Origin of the sequence: Enterobacter sp. ENT02 (assembly GCF_019219165.1) — a bacterium.
Lineage (GTDB): Bacteria > Pseudomonadota > Gammaproteobacteria > Enterobacterales > Enterobacteriaceae > Enterobacter > Enterobacter mori.
The window spans coordinates 1,122,582-1,138,359 of record NZ_JAHUWD010000001.1; the positions used below are offsets into that span (position 1 = coordinate 1,122,582).

The 15,778-nt window shown below is 52.5% G+C and carries 14 protein-coding genes, 6 tRNA genes and 1 other RNA gene; 13 read left to right on the plus strand and 8 right to left on the minus strand.

The features are described from left to right. The first annotated feature begins 225 nt into the window (after positions 1-225). The gene (gene nupC / locus KW829_RS05120; RefSeq protein WP_010433166.1) at positions 226-1,413 is read left to right on the plus strand and encodes a nucleoside permease NupC; all 1,188 of its coding nucleotides are present in this window, start codon (positions 226-228) and stop codon (positions 1,411-1,413) included. 46 nt (positions 1,414-1,459) lie between these two features. Here the strand turns inward: nupC and KW829_RS05125 are convergent, their stop codons facing one another. From KW829_RS05125 to KW829_RS05135, 3 genes are all read right to left on the minus strand, one after another. Further along, positions 1,460-3,649, minus strand: coding sequence for an EAL domain-containing protein (locus KW829_RS05125; RefSeq protein ID WP_218307733.1), 2,190 nt, complete (start codon positions 3,647-3,649; stop codon positions 1,460-1,462). A gap of 212 nt (positions 3,650-3,861) precedes the next feature. Beyond that, positions 3,862-3,937 (minus strand) — tRNA-Ala (locus tag KW829_RS05130). 41 nt (positions 3,938-3,978) lie between these two features. After that, positions 3,979-4,054, minus strand: a tRNA-Ala gene (locus tag KW829_RS05135). A 217-nt stretch (positions 4,055-4,271) separates the two neighbouring features. On the opposite strand from KW829_RS05135, the gene KW829_RS05140 reads away from it, so the two are divergent. Together KW829_RS05140 and KW829_RS05145 are read left to right on the plus strand one after the other, a co-directional pair. Further along, positions 4,272-4,634, plus strand: coding sequence for a YfeC-like transcriptional regulator (locus KW829_RS05140; protein ID WP_010426183.1), 363 nt, complete (start codon positions 4,272-4,274; stop codon positions 4,632-4,634). 1 nt (position 4,635) lies between these two features. Next, complete coding sequence (locus KW829_RS05145; protein ID WP_089597879.1) at positions 4,636-5,022, plus strand: YfeC-like transcriptional regulator; 387 nt, start codon at positions 4,636-4,638, stop codon at positions 5,020-5,022. Positions 5,023-5,073: 51 nt separating this feature from the next. On the opposite strand, the gene gltX is transcribed toward KW829_RS05145, so the two are convergent. Then, positions 5,074-6,489, minus strand: a complete 1,416-nt coding sequence (gltX, locus tag KW829_RS05150) for a glutamate--tRNA ligase (protein WP_089597878.1) — start codon at positions 6,487-6,489, stop codon at positions 5,074-5,076. 258 nt (positions 6,490-6,747) lie between these two features. Here gltX and KW829_RS05155 point away from each other — a divergent pair. The 6 genes from KW829_RS05155 (at position 6,748) to KW829_RS05180 (ending at position 7,759) form a co-directional block, all read left to right on the plus strand. Continuing rightward, positions 6,748-6,823, plus strand: a tRNA-Val gene (locus KW829_RS05155). Between the two features lie 42 nt (positions 6,824-6,865). After that, positions 6,866-6,941 (plus strand) — tRNA-Val (locus tag KW829_RS05160). 29 nt (positions 6,942-6,970) lie between these two features. Then, positions 6,971-7,046 (plus strand) — tRNA-Val (locus KW829_RS05165). 4 nt (positions 7,047-7,050) lie between these two features. Continuing rightward, a tRNA-Lys gene (locus KW829_RS05170) sits at positions 7,051-7,126 on the plus strand. A gap of 29 nt (positions 7,127-7,155) precedes the next feature. Further along, positions 7,156-7,281: non-coding RNA, RtT sRNA (locus tag KW829_RS05175), on the plus strand. A 136-nt stretch (positions 7,282-7,417) separates the two neighbouring features. Beyond that, the gene (locus tag KW829_RS05180; protein WP_010433747.1) at positions 7,418-7,759 is read left to right on the plus strand and encodes a FlxA-like family protein; all 342 of its coding nucleotides are present in this window, start codon (positions 7,418-7,420) and stop codon (positions 7,757-7,759) included. Here KW829_RS05180 and KW829_RS05185 read toward each other — a convergent pair. Further along, positions 7,750-8,682, minus strand: coding sequence for a LysR family transcriptional regulator (locus KW829_RS05185; protein ID WP_089597876.1), 933 nt, complete (start codon positions 8,680-8,682; stop codon positions 7,750-7,752). The genes KW829_RS05180 and KW829_RS05185 overlap by 10 nt on opposite strands. An 89-nt stretch (positions 8,683-8,771) precedes the next feature. On the opposite strand from KW829_RS05185, the gene KW829_RS05190 reads away from it, so the two are divergent. Beyond that, on the plus strand, positions 8,772-9,767 hold the full coding sequence (locus KW829_RS05190; protein ID WP_010433751.1) for a bile acid:sodium symporter family protein: 996 nt from the start codon (positions 8,772-8,774) through the stop codon (positions 9,765-9,767). Here KW829_RS05190 and KW829_RS05195 read toward each other — a convergent pair. From KW829_RS05195 to zipA, 3 genes are all read right to left on the minus strand, one after another. After that, positions 9,764-9,979 (minus strand): DUF3820 family protein, encoded by a 216-nt coding sequence (locus tag KW829_RS05195; RefSeq protein WP_003861328.1) that lies wholly within the window; start codon positions 9,977-9,979, stop codon positions 9,764-9,766. The genes KW829_RS05190 and KW829_RS05195 overlap by 4 nt on opposite strands. A gap of 1 nt (position 9,980) precedes the next feature. After that, positions 9,981-11,996: an NAD-dependent DNA ligase LigA gene (gene ligA / locus KW829_RS05200; protein WP_218307734.1), complete on the minus strand. Its 2,016-nt coding sequence runs from the start codon at positions 11,994-11,996 to the stop codon at positions 9,981-9,983. Between the two features lie 69 nt (positions 11,997-12,065). Continuing rightward, complete coding sequence (gene zipA / locus KW829_RS05205; protein WP_010433757.1) at positions 12,066-13,049, minus strand: cell division protein ZipA; 984 nt, start codon at positions 13,047-13,049, stop codon at positions 12,066-12,068. A 230-nt stretch (positions 13,050-13,279) separates the two neighbouring features. Between zipA and cysZ the strand changes: the two genes are divergently transcribed. From cysZ to ptsH, 3 genes are all read left to right on the plus strand, one after another. Then, positions 13,280-14,041 (plus strand): sulfate transporter CysZ, encoded by a 762-nt coding sequence (gene cysZ / locus KW829_RS05210; protein WP_218307735.1) that lies wholly within the window; start codon positions 13,280-13,282, stop codon positions 14,039-14,041. 163 nt (positions 14,042-14,204) lie between these two features. After that, on the plus strand, positions 14,205-15,176 hold the full coding sequence (gene cysK, locus KW829_RS05215; protein WP_010433759.1) for a cysteine synthase A: 972 nt from the start codon (positions 14,205-14,207) through the stop codon (positions 15,174-15,176). Between the two features lie 317 nt (positions 15,177-15,493). Further along, entirely contained in the window at positions 15,494-15,751 is a 258-nt protein-coding gene (gene ptsH / locus KW829_RS05220) for a phosphocarrier protein Hpr (protein WP_000487600.1), read from the plus strand. The last annotated feature ends 27 nt before the right edge of the window (positions 15,752-15,778 follow it).

Sequence of the window (15,778 nt, forward strand, 5' to 3'; positions counted from 1 at the left end):
TGCGGGCGCTCTAAATGAAACAGAGTTAGCGCACACTTTTGTGAAGCCTAGCACACAAACTTAACTTTTCACTCATTTACCTAACATAACAAAAATGTATTGTTGATCACTATTTTTGAGACTCGTCACAGGATGTAACTATAGTGTGTTCTTGATCTCGTTTTCTTTTCGCTTGTTACATAGAATGTGCACGAAAATTAAACCTGCCTCATATTTGGAGCAAATATGGACCGCGTCCTTCATTTTGTCCTGGCACTCGTTGTCGTTACTGCACTCGCATTGCTGGTCAGCACAGACCGCAAAAATATTCGTATTCGCTATGTTGTCCAACTGCTGGTCATTGAAGTATTACTTGCGTGGTTCTTCCTGAACTCCAACGTGGGCCTCGGCTTCGTGAAAGGCTTCTCCGAAATGTTCGAAAAACTGCTCGGGTTTGCTAACGAAGGGACTAACTTCGTCTTTGGCAGCATGAACGATCAAGGTCTGGCCTTCTTCTTCCTGAAGGTGCTGTGCCCTATCGTCTTCATCTCTGCACTGATTGGTATTCTGCAACACATCCGCGTTCTGCCGGTGGTTATCCGCGCGATTGGCTTCCTGCTGTCCAAGGTGAACGGCATGGGCAAACTGGAATCCTTTAACGCCGTGAGCTCACTGATCCTCGGTCAGTCTGAGAACTTCATCGCGTACAAAGATATTCTGGGCAAAATGTCGCGTAACCGCATGTACACCATGGCGGCAACCGCAATGTCTACCGTATCCATGTCTATCGTGGGCGCATACATGACCATGCTGGAGCCAAAATACGTGGTGGCGGCGCTGGTCCTGAACATGTTCAGCACCTTTATTGTGCTGTCGCTGATCAACCCTTACCGTGTTGATGCCAGCGAAGAGAACATCCAGATGTCAAACCTGCATGAAGGGCAGAGCTTCTTCGAAATGCTGGGTGAATACATTCTGGCAGGCTTCAAGGTCGCCATTATTGTTGCCGCTATGCTGATTGGTTTTATCGCGCTGATCGCCGCCCTGAACGCCCTGTTCGCAGCGGTGCTCGGTATCTCCTTCCAGGGCATCCTGGGCTACATCTTCTATCCAATCGCATGGGTGATGGGTGTTCCGGCTCATGAAGCACTGCAGGTTGGCAGCATCATGGCAACCAAACTGGTTTCTAACGAGTTCGTGGCAATGATGGATCTGCAGAAAATTGCCAGCACGCTCTCTCCACGTGCGGAAGGCATTCTGTCCGTGTTCCTGGTTTCCTTCGCAAACTTCTCTTCCATCGGTATTATCGCCGGTGCGATTAAAGGCCTGAACGAAGAGCAGGGTAACGTGGTTTCTCGCTTCGGCCTGAAGCTGGTGTACGGTTCTACGCTAGTGAGCGTACTGTCTGCCTCTATCGCAGCGCTGGTACTCTAACTCGCAGAGTGAAAAAAAACCGGGAGCTTGAAAGCTCCCGGTTTTTTTATGCCCGTAATTCGGCAAGCGGTCTGGGTTTACCTAACAGGTAGCCCTGCAGATAATCGACACCAAGGTGCAGCAACATATCCCGCTGCGCCGGGGTTTCCACATATTCCGCAACCACGCAGAGCGATTTTGTTTTCGCCAGATTACATATCGACTGCACAATCATCGCATCCATGTTGTCGCTGCAAATATCTTTTACGAAACAACCATCAATCTTGATGATGTCGGCCTGCAGGCGCTTCAGACGCTCAAAGTTGGCATAGCCTGTTCCAAAGTCGTCAATAGCAATACGGAAGCCATGATCCCTCAGCTGCTGGATATTGTTAATGCTACTGCCCGAATTGGAGAAAGCCTGTTCTTCGGTAATCTCGATGACCACAGCCTGGGGCGGGACGGTATAGCGAGCGAAGAGCGCGATAATCTCCGTGGCGACCTCTTTTTGCATCAAGGTCATCGGCATCAAATTGACGGAGAAACGGGTGCCAGCATGTGTGGCGGGATTATCCCGCAGCCAGACCAGTAACTTCTCAACCACATTCAGATCAAAGCGATGGCTCAGGTTAAACTGGGCAATCAGCGGAATAAAGCGATCGGGGGTGATCATCTCTCCCTCGCTCTCCAGGCGCGAGAGGATTTCGTAATATCCTTTCCCCTCGGCATTCTGAATCGACTGGGCATACAGCTGGAGCCCGTCAGCATCAAGCGCACGTTTAATACGCCCTAACATCAGCACCCTGTCGGTGGTTTGCCCGGAGACGTCCTCAATGCTGTTCGTCAGAGCAAGCACATTATGCGCAGCACATGACTGCTCCGCCAACCAGCTAAGCTGCCCAAGCGTATGGTGCAGGTTCTCACCATCTTCAACCTCACCCCAGGACGCCCCAAACTCGATATCCAGCCCAGTGTTGTTCCAGTAAATCTTGCGGCTATTCAGTTGGTCGACCATATGTTGCAGGCGCTCTGACGTTCCCGGCCCCAGCAATACCAACACCAGCTCACTGCCGGGCAACTGGAAAAGCTGCTCATCTTTTTGCAGTAAGGGCTGGAGCGACGCGGTAATCATCCGCTTGCAGTGAACCCGCATCAGAATGCCGTAGTGGCGGCTAAGAAACTCCAGATTATCCATTCGCAGACAACACACCTTGGCGTCAGGGTGGATCAGGAGAAAGTCATCCAGCGCGCGAATGTTAGGCAAACCGGTCAACGGATCGGTTAACGCCCTGTCCTGCCAGCCCTTCTTCATCCATTCGCTTCGCCGGTAAATCCGCGACATATAAAGCAAACAGATGGCGAAAGAGATGAGTACAGACAGGATAAAGGAGAGCGAGTGACCCGACTCCACCCCGTTCAAAAAGTTGTCGTTGTAGGTCAGTAGCAGGAGTGCGGATGCCGCCCAGAGCAATGACATAAGCGCATAACTTAAACAGCTGATGCCCAACGTAAAAAGAATAAAAATAATGGGCACAAGATATCCTGCAATTATAGGTGACTCTAGCGGTGCACATAAAATTGCCATGAGGGCGATCAGAAGCATTAGCCAGACAAATATAAACAATGATTTCTTGTGAAAAAACACCGGCTTCACGCTCCGCAGCCAGAAGGTTCTGGCGTAGCGAGGATTAATAATCATTCTTAATGGATAATAGAACATCATGGTGAAAATCAACGCCGCGCAGATCAGGCTTTGAATATCCACAACGCTGTAAATAAGGGTGCCTTCACCGAAGTAAGTAGAGATTGTTACCGGGAAATCGAATAAATAGCCTGCCAGATACATTGATATTTTGATACCTATCGGCACCATAAAACCCAGCCAGAAAATACGGATCCCTATGTATTTATTAGGCACGCTGTGGCGCCAGCGCCTGCCCAGCACAAGACGGATAATGCCACACACAGCGAAAACTGAAAAAGTCTGACAAAACAGCAAAACTGCATATTGTAGCGGTGCTAAATCAACAACAAATATATTAGTAATAGTAAAACCTAACAGAACGGGAATAATTGCCCGGCGGCCAAACAACAAAATAACGGCCAGCATAACGCTTAAGGGTAGCCATGCTAAATAGACGTCATGCCCGTTAACAATAGCGCGCGGGGAGATATAACGGGAAAATGGCACCGCAATCAGGCATAGCGCGAGGGCAATCATAAATATTTTTACGTTATTGTAAATTTTTCTATTCATTCAGTCAGGGAATCTATTTTACCATCATATCATTGACCGGATGGATAATAGGTTTATTAATTGCTCGAATCAAGTTCAAGTCTATTTATAGACTCGTTTATTGATTTGAATTGAGGTGAGGTATAGAAAAAGCGTTTTATCGCAACAAAAGCAGTATAAACATTTTACAAAGGCATAAAAAAACCCCCGTCTTTCGACGAGGGTTCAAATTTTGGTGGAGCTAAGCGGGATCGAACCGCTGACCTCTTGCATGCCATGCAAGCGCTCTCCCAGCTGAGCTATAGCCCCACATGTTACTTTACTTACCGCACTCTGTTGGGTTCAGAGTTTGGTGGAGCTAAGCGGGATCGAACCGCTGACCTCCTGCATGCCATGCAGGCGCTCTCCCAGCTGAGCTATAGCCCCGTCGTAAAGCTGTCATGTTGACGGGCGGCATAATATGAATTCCGCCGCTGAGTGTCAACGGCAAAATCAGTCCCCACCTTTCAATCGCTGAAAAATCATGCAAATGAATCACTTTGCGAGCCTGCTCGCAGTCAGGAGTTAAGCCTGTCACGTTTTCGCGTAAAACGGTGCTATAAGATGAACCACTAATTAACCCTACGAACACTCAGGAAATTGCATGATCAAGGAACGAATGACGCCAGAAGAGTTAGCCGTGCTCACTGGCTATAGCCGTCAGACCATCAATAAATGGGTACGTAAAGAAGGTTGGATTACATCGCCAAAACCAGGCGTTCAGGGTGGTAAGGCGCGTCTGGTGCATGTGAATGAAAAGGTACGGGAGTTTATCCGCAGTGCCCGCAGGGCGTCTGAGACGCCTGAAATGCCAGACAGCGCTGGCTACGAGGGTTCACTTCATACTTTACTTCTGACACTGGCAAATGAAATGACGCCGGATGAGCAAAAGCAGCTGACATCGCTGTTACTGCGGGAAGGGATTACCGGATTGTTGCAACGTTTAGGGATTCGCGATCAGAACTAATATGAAAAGATTACGCAGCAAAATGACCACGGATGAACTGGCTGACTGTCTGGGCGTCGCCAGGCAAACCGTTAACCGCTGGATACGCCAGAAGGGATGGAAGACGGAGGGTGTTAACGGTGTAAAAGGTGGAAGAGCAAGACTGATCCATGTCGATGCGCGAGTGAAGGAACATATTATTAGCCTTCCTGCCATCCGTCACCGACAGGCGATTTACCAGGTGGCCGAAACGCCCTCTCTTTATGGGATACCGTCATCGTCTACCCTGCTCCCACAAATCATCGACTCGCTGGAGAACATGACGCAGGTTGAACAGGAGCGTCTTCTCGTATTGCTGAAGCGCGAGGGGGTAAAAGGATTTCTCTCACGTCTCGGTATTGCTGAATAGCAGACAAAAAAAACGGCAGGTTCCCCTGCCGTTTGATTCACTGACGATTGATTACTGCTGGCTTTCACGCTCAGCAATAAAACCCAGTGCCTTATTGATACGCGCCACGCTACGAGACTTACCAATTGCATGAACGGTAACGTCCAGCGCTGGAGACTGGCCTGCACCGGTCACGGCGACGCGCAGCGGCATCCCCACTTTGCCCATACCGACTTCAAGCTCATCTGCAGTAGCCTGAATCGCGTGATGCACATTCTCCGCGGTCCATTCAGTGATAGCGGCGATTTTGTCACGCACCACTTCCAGCGGCTGGCGGGCAACCGGACGCAGGTGTTTCTTCGCCGCGTCGGCATCAAACTCATCGAATTCTTCGTAGAAGTAACGGCAGCTTTCGGCGATCTCTTTCAGCGTTTTGCAACGCTCACCGAGCAGTTTCACCAGATCGGCCAGTTCAGGACCGGTACGGGTATCGATATTCGCCTGCTCAATGTGCCACTGCAGATACGTCGCGACATATTCTGGCTGCATGGTGTTGATGTAATGATGGTTCAGCCACAGCAGCTTATCGGTATTGAATGCGCTCGCTGATTTGCTCACAGAGTTCAGAGAGAACAGTTCGATCATCTCTTCGCGGCTGAAGATCTCCTGGTCACCGTGGGCCCAGCCCAGACGCACCAGATAGTTCAGCAGCGCTTCCGGCAGATAACCGTCGTCGCGATACTGCATCACGCTCACGGCACCATGACGTTTAGACAGTTTTTTACCGTCGTCACCGTTGATCATGGACACGTGTGCATACACCGGCACGGGCGCATTCAGCGCCTTCAGGATGTTGATTTGACGTGGCGTGTTGTTGATATGGTCTTCACCACGGACAACGTGGGTGATCTCCATATCCCAGTCGTCCACCACCACACAGAAGTTGTAAGTTGGTGAGCCGTCGGTACGGCGAATGATCAGATCGTCCAGCTCCTGGTTGCTGAATTCAATCGGGCCACGGATCTGGTCATCAAAGATGACAGAACCCTCTTGCGGGTTAGCAAAACGCACCACGCAAGGCTCATCAGCCGCATGCTCGCTATGGTCGTGGCGGCAACGACCGTCATAACGCGGCTTGTCACCGTTCGCCATCTGCTCTTCACGCAAGGCATCCAGACGCTCTTTGGAGCAATAGCACTTATACGCCGTGCCCGCGACCAGCATTTCATCAATGACAGCGTTATAGCGGTCAAAACGTTTGGTCTGGAAATACGGGCCTTCGTCCCATTCCAGATTCAGCCAGTTCATACCATCCATAATGGCTTCGATTGCTTCCGGCGTGGAGCGCTCAAGATCGGTGTCTTCAATACGCAGCACGAACTCACCTTTGTTGTGGCGTGCAAAAAGCCAGGAATAAAGAGCGGTACGTGCACCACCGACGTGCAGATAGCCTGTCGGGCTCGGCGCGAAGCGAGTTTTGATTTTCATGAAATGGCCTTACGTTATAAAGATGCCGGCAATCGGCAAATCCTGGGGAAAAAACAATGGGCAATATTCTATCACTGTGCGGCGATTCCTCAATGTTGTTCCCTGAATCGGGCCTGAGTTTACTGTTTTTGTTTAGAAATCATGCGCCACCGCCCGTTTCGCGATCGTTTTGTCTAATTTTACGACGAACGAATAAAAACTTTAGAAAATGCGTTGACTCATTTTCAACTCTCCCTATAATGCGACTCCACACAGCGGGGGTGATTAGCTCAGTTGGTAGAGCATCTCCTTTACACGGAGGGGGTCGGCGGTTCGAGCCCGTCATCACCCACCATCTACTTTAAGTAGACTCGCAGTGTAGATAAGAATTGAGATTGGGCGATTAGCTCAGTTGGTAGAGCATCTCCTTTACACGGAGGGGGTCGGCGGTTCGAGCCCGTCATCGCCCACCATTCTCACCTTATCGCAGCAGTTCCGAAATGGGCGATTAGCTCAGTTGGTAGAGCATCTCCTTTACACGGAGGGGGTCGGCGGTTCGAGCCCGTCATCGCCCACCATTTCGGGTCGTTAGCTCAGTTGGTAGAGCAGTTGACTTTTAATCAATTGGTCGCAGGTTCGAATCCTGCACGACCCACCAATGTAAAAAAGCGCCTTAAAGGCGCTTTTTTGCTATCTGCAATATGGATGATTCGAACCTGCTGCAGGTTCGAGCCGAACGCAGAGAGGCAACGGAGCCGTTTACGGCGACGGCCCAAAGGGCGAGCGAAGCGAGTCATCCTGCACGACCCACCAATGTAAAAAAGCGCCCTAAAGGCGCTTTTTTGCTATCTGCGATTTAATCAATTCGAACCTGCCAGATATGGCAGTTTTGCTCAAGCTAATCCTTTCCTTGCCGATACCTCTGTTTTATGGCGAAAAGGATCTCATTATGACAACCCTCAATGCAGTTTCTCTGTCGGCGATAGAAATCGGCAGTGCTGATAACAGTTCTGGTAGCAATGACATTGCCTCCCAGATCAATCGGCTGATGAAACAGATAACAAAAGCCACTCAGCAACTCAAAGAAGTGGCACTGAGTGATGCAACAACAGAAGAAAAACAAAAGCAGCAGGAGTTACTCGAATCTCAGTTGACTATGCTGCAGGCACAGCTGGCGCAATTGCAGCGTCAGCAGGCAGAAGAAGAGATGCCAAAACAGGAAAGCAGTCAGTCAGTGACGGAAGGCGTCAACAACCCTTCCGCTGAGCACAAGATTGATATCTATATCTGATCGTTAAACAGGGGATCGCGCGTGCGGGCTTCCATTAAGCGCTGAGCCTGCATGCGCACCACGTCCCAGCAGGCGTGAGCCGCCCCTGAGAGAGAACGGTTTTTACGTCGAACCAGCATCAGCTGGCGTTGAACGCAGGGCGTAAAACGCCTCACCGTTAAGCGACTCCCCTGCGGCAACGGCAGCGCAAGCGCCGGTAGTACACTTATCCCAATCCCGGCTTCGACCATGGGGAACAACGTGGCCGGGTGCCCTATCTCCTGCACAATGGTTGCCTTCACACCTTGAGCGACAAGCGCGGCATCAATCAACGGGCGGCTTCCTGAAGCATAATCCTGTAGCACCAGATTTGCCCCTTGCAACGCCTGCCATGTCACGTGTGGCAGCGATGCCAGCGCGTCGTCATCGCGACAAAGCAACAAAAAGGGTTCTGAGAGCACCGCTTCACATTCCAGGTCGCTTACCGCACCAGGGTCAATAACAATGCCAAAATCCACATCCCCCTGACGGATACTCTCCAGCACCCACTGCTGCGGCCTGTCATGCAAAACAAAATCAATATCCGGATAGCGATGATTACTTTCGGCAATACACTGAGGAATAAGATGCGCGGAGATGGTCTGGCTCGCTGCCACCCTCACCGTGCCGGAAAGCTGTTGTCCGAGTCGCCCCACATCCCTGAGCGTGCTGTTCAGCTCGTCCAGCAGCCTCTCCAGACGCGTCGCCAGCTGCTGCCCCGCTTCGGTAAGCACCACCTCACGCGTCGTCCGGTCAAGCAATTTCACTCCCGTCTGCGTTTCCAGCTCCTTAACGCTATGGCTGACGGCCGACTGGCTGAGGCCGATCATCTCCCCCGCCCGGCTAAAACTGCGAGCCTGCGCCACGGTGACAAAAACACGAAGCTGACGTAATGAATAATTCATCTGTTTAATTCATGAATGGATGCAATAAATCAATTTTATTTCTCAAACGGAAGAAAGCACAATAGCGACATCTGCTTTCAGGAGTGATTATGAAACTTTTTCGTATCCTTGATCCGTTCACGCTTACCCTGGTGGTGACCGTTTTACTGGCCTCATTTTTCCCGGCTCGCGGCGGTTTCGTCCCCTTCTTTGAAGGGCTGACCACGGCGGCCATCGCCCTGCTGTTCTTTATGCATGGCGCCAAACTCTCCCGCGAGGCCATCATTGCAGGCGGCGGACACTGGCGACTGCATCTGTGGGTGATGTGCAGCACCTTTATCCTCTTCCCTGTGTTGGGCGTACTGTTTGCCTGGTGGGCGCCGGTGAATGTCGATCCAGCCCTGTATACCGGATTCCTGTATCTGTGCATTCTTCCCGCTACCGTGCAGTCTGCTATCGCCTTTACCTCGCTGGCAGGCGGCAACGTGGCGGCGGCAGTTTGTTCAGCATCCGCTTCCAGCCTGTTAGGGATTTTCGTCTCGCCGCTGCTGGTGGGCCTGCTGATGAACATGCACGGTGCAGAGGGCAACCTGGAGCAGGTCGGAAGAATTTGTCTGCAGTTGCTGCTGCCGTTTGTGCTTGGGCATCTTTCCCGACCGTGGACCGGCGCGTTTGTGGCGAAGCATAAAAAATGGATTTCAAAAACCGACCAGACGTCGATTCTGCTGGTGGTTTACTCCGCCTTCAGTGAAGCGGTGGTCAACGGCATCTGGCATAAGGTTGGCGCAGGTTCACTGCTGTTTATCGTGGTCGTCAGCATTATCCTGCTGGCGATAGTGATTGCGGTGAATGTGTTTGTGGCGCGCAAATGCGGCTTTAATAAAGCGGATGAAATCACGATTGTCTTCTGCGGCTCGAAAAAGAGCCTGGCGAACGGCATCCCGATGGCGAACATTCTGTTCCCAACCTCGGTGATTGGGATGATGGTGCTGCCGCTGATGATTTTCCACCAAATCCAGCTGATGGTCTGTGCGGTGCTGGCGCGTCGTTACAAACGCCAGACCGAAAAGCTGGCGCAGGAAGAGACCCGCGCAGCGAAGGCTTAAGGACGTTTGAGGGGTTGAACCAGCTGGGTCAGCCCCTCGGTTTTAATCAGTAACGTGATAGCCATCAGCTCACCCAATCGCCCGGCAGGGAATTCATCCTTACGGGCAAACCACAGCAGATACTCTTCAGGCAAATCGATCAGCCTGCGGCCCTTGTATTTACCGAACGGCATCTCCGTATTGGCGATCTCAACGAGCTGCTCTTTCTCCACGTTACTCTCCTAACAGGCGCATCATTTCGGCTTCGTCGATAACGGCAATGCCAAGCTCCTGGGCTTTCGCCAGCTTCGAACCGGCCGCTTCCCCGGCGATCACCAGGTCGGTTTTCTTCGATACGCTGCCTGCCACTTTGGCCCCCAGCGCCACCAGACGCGCTTTAGCGTCGTCGCGGGAAAGCTGGCTCAGGCTGCCGGTCAGCACCACGGTTTTACCGGCAAACGGACTGTCGATCTCTTCTGCATTGACCACTACCGGCGCGGGCCATTTGATGCCCTCTTCCAGCAGTTTGCCGATGACCTCACGATTGCTCTCTTCAGCAAAGAAGTTAAAGACGTGCGTGGCGACCACAATGCCGACATCCGGTACTTTTTGCAGCTCGTCGATGCTTGCCTTTTCCAGCGCCTCCAGCGTACCAAAGTACGCCGCCAGCCCTGCCGCTGTCGCTTCGCCGACTTCACGAATACCCAGCGCGTACAGGAAGCGGGCGAAAGTGGTCTCTTTCGCCGCTTCCAGCGCGTTAACGACATTCTGCGCTGACTTCGGCCCCATGCGATCCAGGCCGGTCAGTTTACCCGCGGTCAGTTTGAATAGATCCGCTGGCGTGTGAACGTACTCTTTCTCAACCAGCTGATCGATAATTTTATCGCCCATGCCGTCGACGTCCATCGCCCGCCGGGAGACGAAATGCTTCAGCGACTCTTTACGCTGCGCGCCACAAATTAAGCCGCCCGTACAGCGCGCCACCGCTTCGCCTTCCACACGCTCAACGTCCGAGCCGCACACCGGACAGTGGGTCGGGAAGACGATCTCGCGCGTTTCAGCAGGGCGTTCTGACTCCACAACGTTAACCACCTGCGGGATCACATCGCCCGCGCGGCGGATCACCACTTTGTCCCCAATGCGCAGGCCCAGGCGTTCGATTTCATCAGCGTTATGCAGCGTGGCGTTACTCACCAACACCCCAGCAACCTGCACGGGCTCCAGACGGGCGACCGGGGTAATGGCACCCGTACGGCCAACCTGGAACTCTACGTCACGAACGAAGGTCATCTGCTCCTGAGCAGGAAACTTAAACGCCACCGCCCAGCGCGGCGCGCGTGCCACAAAGCCCAGCTGTTCCTGCAGCGCCAGTGAATTGACCTTGATGACAACGCCATCAATATCAAAGCCGAGCGTTGGGCGATCCTCTTCCACTTTGTGGTAGAACGCCAGGACCTCCTCCGGAGAGTCGCAGAGCTGAACGCGGTTACTGACCGGCAGACCCCACGCCTTAAACTGCAGCAGACGTCCGAGGTGCGTGTCCGGCAGCTCGCTGCCCTCCAGAATACCAACACCGTAGCAGAAGAAAGTAAGCGGTCGCTTCGCGGTGATACGTGGGTCAAGCTGGCGTAGAGAGCCTGCCGCCGCATTACGTGGGTTAGCAAACACCTTCCCGCCGGTGCGGCGTGCCTCTTCGTTTATTTTCTCGAAGCCCGCCTGAGGCAGGAACACTTCACCGCGCACTTCCAGACGCGCAGGAATATTCTCGCCGTGCAGCTTGAGCGGGATCGCGCGGATGGTACGCACATTGGTGGTGATGTCTTCGCCCGTCGTACCGTCACCACGCGTCGCGGCACGCACCAGCACGCCGTTTTCATAAAGAATGCTGACCGCCAGACCGTCCAGCTTCAGCTCGCAGCACCAGCTCAGCGAATCACTGCTTTTCAGACGATCCTGGACGCGCTTGTTAAACGCCAGGAAACTTTCTTCATCAAAGACGTTATCCAGTGACAGCATCGGGACTTCGTGGCGTACCTGACTGAAAGCACCCAGCGGTTCCGCACCGACGCGCTGCGTCGGGGAGTCCGGCGTGATTAACTCCGGATGCTGAGTTTCCAGCTCGCGCAGCTCGCGCATCAGGCGGTCGTACTCCGCATCCGGAACTTCCGGCGCGTCCATAACATGATAGAGGTATTCATGATGGCGAAGCGTGGTTCGCAGTTCAGTGAGTTGTTGTTCGATTGAGTCCATATCGCACCATCAATGAGAAAAAACCCCCGACAGGCGGGGGTTGAGGAGGAGTTGAAGTAAACGCGACGATTACGCGTTGGCTTCCTTAACTTCGCGGATGCGGTCCTGATACTCGCGCAATTTCTGCGGGGTCATCATTCGACGCTGATCGTCGAGCACCACACCACCCACTTCGTCGGCAATGTGCTGAGCGGACTGCAGCATCAGCTTGAAGTTTTGCAGCTCGTCACCGTAGGACGGAACCTGCATAAAGATCGTCACACCCGGCGTCACGAAATCACCGGTCATTTCCGGGTCAAAGGTACCTGGGTTGACCATATTTGCCAGACTGAACAGCGCCGGGCCGCTCCCGTCAGGGCTCAGGTGACGATGGAAAATATTCATGTCGCCAAATTTGAAACCTGCCTGCTCAATGCTGTTGAGCAGCACGTCACCATTAAGGTGGCTACCATGATGGGCGCCAACGTTCATAATGATTACCGCTTCTTTGCGCTGCGGTTTTTCGACAACCGGCTCCGGCTCTACAACGGGCTCTGGCTCAACGTGTGGCGCGGGAGCTGGCTGAGGCGCAGGCTGCACGTGGACAGGCTGCTGCTGCGGTTGCTGAATCGGCTGCACTGGCTGCTGTACAGGTTGTTGCACAGGCTGTTGAGGCACAGGTTGCGGCGCAGCGGGCTGCTGATGAACCGGCTGTTGCGGCGGCTGACGCACCGGTTCTTCCACAGGCTGTGGCGCTGACTGGCGCGGCTGTGCGGAAGCATACGGCGGTTGATACTGGTGCTGCGAAGGACGAGGCGCTTCTTGCTCCCCATGTCCTGCGCCGGGCGCAGTATTGACCCGATGAACACGAACTTCACCCACGCCGTCGTCGTCGCTACCGTCGATGTCGTCTTCAACGTCATCGTCATCACGACTGGACTTCATGCGCTTCAGTGGGCGATCGCGAAACATAGAAGAACGCTCTTTACGGCTGGTCCAGAAACCATGTACCAGTAAAGCGATTATGGCGATCGCGCCAACAATGATTAATATCAGACGCAAATCCTGCATCATTATATTCTCTGTTGTTCTAACACCTTGCCACCACGGCAAACATTTACTCACTAAGAGTATTTGCCGTTTAACTCAAGTGCAAGTGTATGCAGAGCATTCACAGCATAAAGATGCGCTAAAACGTGCTTTTTGCTGTTTTTTCGAACATTTCCGAACTGGTCATTGGTCCGTAACTGGATAATATAGGCGGGCAATTCCACTGGTTGTGTAAAAAGGAGTACAGCCTGGTTATGGTTTCAACATCTTCTTCATCCCCGCGCAGCGGTGTCTGGTATTTTTCTCAGGGCTGGAAACTGGTCTCTCTACCGGGTATGCGCCGCTTCGTCATACTGCCCCTGCTCATCAACATTGTGCTGATGGGCGGCGCGTTCTGGTGGCTGTTCACAAAGCTCGAGAACTGGATCCCGTCGCTGATGAGTTACGTGCCGGACTGGCTGCAGTGGCTTAACTACCTTCTCTGGCCGGTGGCGGTGATCTCCGTGCTGCTGGTGTTTGGCTATTTCTTCTCGACAATTGCGAACTGGATAGCCGCACCGTTTAACGGCCTGCTGGCAGAACAACTCGAAGCACGGCTCACCGGTGCGACACCGCCGGATACGGGCGTAGTGGGGATCATGAAAGACCTCCCGCGCATCATGAAACGCGAATGGCAGAAATTTGCCTGGTACCTGCCCCGCGCGATTGTGTTGCTTATTCTGTATTTCGTGCCCGGTATCGGCCAGACGGTAGCGCCCGTGCTGTGGTTCCTGTTCAGCGCCTGGATGCTGGCTATTCAGTACTGCGACTACCCGTTCGATAACCATAAGGTGCCGTTTAAAGAGATGCGCACCGCCCTGCGCACGCGGAAAGTGACCAATATGCAGTTTGGCGCGCTGACCAGCCTGTTCACCATGATCCCGTTCCTGAATCTGTTCATCATGCCCGTCGCCGTTTGCGGCGCGACGGCAATGTGGGTGGACTGCTACCGTGCTAAGCACGCGTTATGGAAATAATGCAAAAATGTGTAAAGCAGGGGTGGCTTATGCCGCCCCTTATTCCATACTGATCCCCATTATTTCCTTGCAGTATATAGATATGCGAATTCCTTACTTCCCCCTACCTGTTCAACAGGTATGCTGGGTCGGTATCCCAATTTCATACAGTTAAGGACAGGCCATGAGTAAGATTTATGAAGACAACTCGCTGACTATCGGTCACACGCCCCTGGTTCGACTGAACCGTATCGGTAATGGACGCATTCTGGCGAAGGTCGAATCACGTAACCCAAGCTTCAGCGTTAAATGCCGCATTGGTGCAAACATGATTTGGGATGCGGAAAAACGTGGTGTGCTGAAACCCGGCGTAGAGTTGGTTGAGCCGACCAGCGGCAACACCGGTATCGCTCTGGCCTATGTGGCTGCGGCGCGTGGCTACAAGCTGACGCTCACCATGCCTGAAACCATGAGTATTGAACGTCGCAAGCTGCTGAAAGCGCTGGGTGCAAACCTGGTTCTGACCGAAGGCGCGAAAGGCATGAAAGGTGCCATTCAGAAGGCCGAAGAGATTGTGGCCAGCGATCCGGCAAAATATCTGCTGCTGCAGCAGTTCAGCAACCCGGCTAACCCGGAAATCCACGAGAAAACGACCGGTCCGGAAATCTGGGAAGATACGGACGGTCAGGTTGACGTGTTTATCTCTGGCGTCGGTACCGGCGGTACGCTAACCGGCGTGTCCCGCTATATTAAAGGCACGAAAGGTAAAAAAGACCTGATTACCGTTGCCGTTGAACCAACTGACTCACCAGTTATCACTCAGGCTCTGGCAGGTGAAGAGCTAAAACCAGGCCCGCATAAAATTCAGGGTATCGGCGCAGGCTTCATTCCAGGCAACCTGGATCTGAAGTTGATTGATAAAGTCGTGACCATTACCAACGAAGAAGCGATCTCAACCGCACGTCGTTTGATGGATGAAGAAGGCATTCTGGCGGGGATCTCTTCCGGTGCTGCCGTTGCGGCCGCACTCAAACTTCAGGAAGATGAGACCTTTACCAATAAGAATATTGTGGTTATCCTTCCTTCTTCGGGTGAGCGTTACTTGAGCACTGCACTGTTTGCCGATCTCTTCACTGAGAAAGAACTGCAACAGTGATGCCAGCATGTTAAAAACGCGTAAAAAAGCACCTTTCCAGGTGCTTTTTTGTGGCCTGCTTCAAAGTTTTACCCCTCCTGGCATTGCTTCACCCCGTTGTGTCTGGTATTTAAACCAGCAATTATTTTGAAGCGTGAAATTAATCAGTGAATGAAATAGCCTTGCTGAATCGATTTTATGATTTGGTTCAAGTCTTGCTTTCGCTGCATAATGTTTAATGACGATTGAAACGTCAGCGCTAACAATACAGGCTAAAGTTAAGCCGCCAGGCTAGACTTTAGTTCCACAACACTAAACCTATAAGTTGGGGAAATACAATGTTCCAGCAAGAAGTTACCATTACCGCTCCGAACGGTCTGCACACCCGCCCTGCTGCTCAGTTTGTTAAAGAAGCGAAAGGCTTCACTTCTGAAATCACTGTAACTTCCAACGGCAAAAGCGCTAGCGCAAAAAGCCTGTTCAAACTGCAGACTCTGGGCCTGACTCAGGGCACCGTTGTCACCATCTCTGCGGAAGGTGAAGACGAGCAGAAAGCAGTTGAGCATCTGGTTAAACTGATGGCTGAGCTCGAGTAAGTTAACGGGTTCTTTTCAATATCAGTC

What these genes read in the sequence shown, in the direction of transcription:
- nupC (WP_010433166.1), top strand. Translation starts at nt 226, where the DNA reads ATGGACCGCGTCCTTCATTTTGTCCTGGCACTCGTTGTCGTTACTGCA.
- KW829_RS05125 (WP_218307733.1), bottom strand. Translation starts at nt 3,649, where the DNA reads ATGAATAGAAAAATTTACAATAACGTAAAAATATTTATGATTGCCCTC.
- KW829_RS05140 (WP_010426183.1), top strand. Translation starts at nt 4,272, where the DNA reads ATGATCAAGGAACGAATGACGCCAGAAGAGTTAGCCGTGCTCACTGGC.
- KW829_RS05145 (WP_089597879.1), top strand. Translation starts at nt 4,636, where the DNA reads ATGAAAAGATTACGCAGCAAAATGACCACGGATGAACTGGCTGACTGT.
- gltX (WP_089597878.1), bottom strand. Translation starts at nt 6,489, where the DNA reads ATGAAAATCAAAACTCGCTTCGCGCCGAGCCCGACAGGCTATCTGCAC.
- KW829_RS05180 (WP_010433747.1), top strand. Translation starts at nt 7,418, where the DNA reads ATGACAACCCTCAATGCAGTTTCTCTGTCGGCGATAGAAATCGGCAGT.
- KW829_RS05185 (WP_089597876.1), bottom strand. Translation starts at nt 8,682, where the DNA reads ATGAATTATTCATTACGTCAGCTTCGTGTTTTTGTCACCGTGGCGCAG.
- KW829_RS05190 (WP_010433751.1), top strand. Translation starts at nt 8,772, where the DNA reads ATGAAACTTTTTCGTATCCTTGATCCGTTCACGCTTACCCTGGTGGTG.
- ligA (WP_218307734.1), bottom strand. Translation starts at nt 11,996, where the DNA reads ATGGACTCAATCGAACAACAACTCACTGAACTGCGAACCACGCTTCGC.
- zipA (WP_010433757.1), bottom strand. Translation starts at nt 13,049, where the DNA reads ATGATGCAGGATTTGCGTCTGATATTAATCATTGTTGGCGCGATCGCC.
- cysZ (WP_218307735.1), top strand. Translation starts at nt 13,280, where the DNA reads ATGGTTTCAACATCTTCTTCATCCCCGCGCAGCGGTGTCTGGTATTTT.
- cysK (WP_010433759.1), top strand. Translation starts at nt 14,205, where the DNA reads ATGAGTAAGATTTATGAAGACAACTCGCTGACTATCGGTCACACGCCC.
- ptsH (WP_000487600.1), top strand. Translation starts at nt 15,494, where the DNA reads ATGTTCCAGCAAGAAGTTACCATTACCGCTCCGAACGGTCTGCACACC.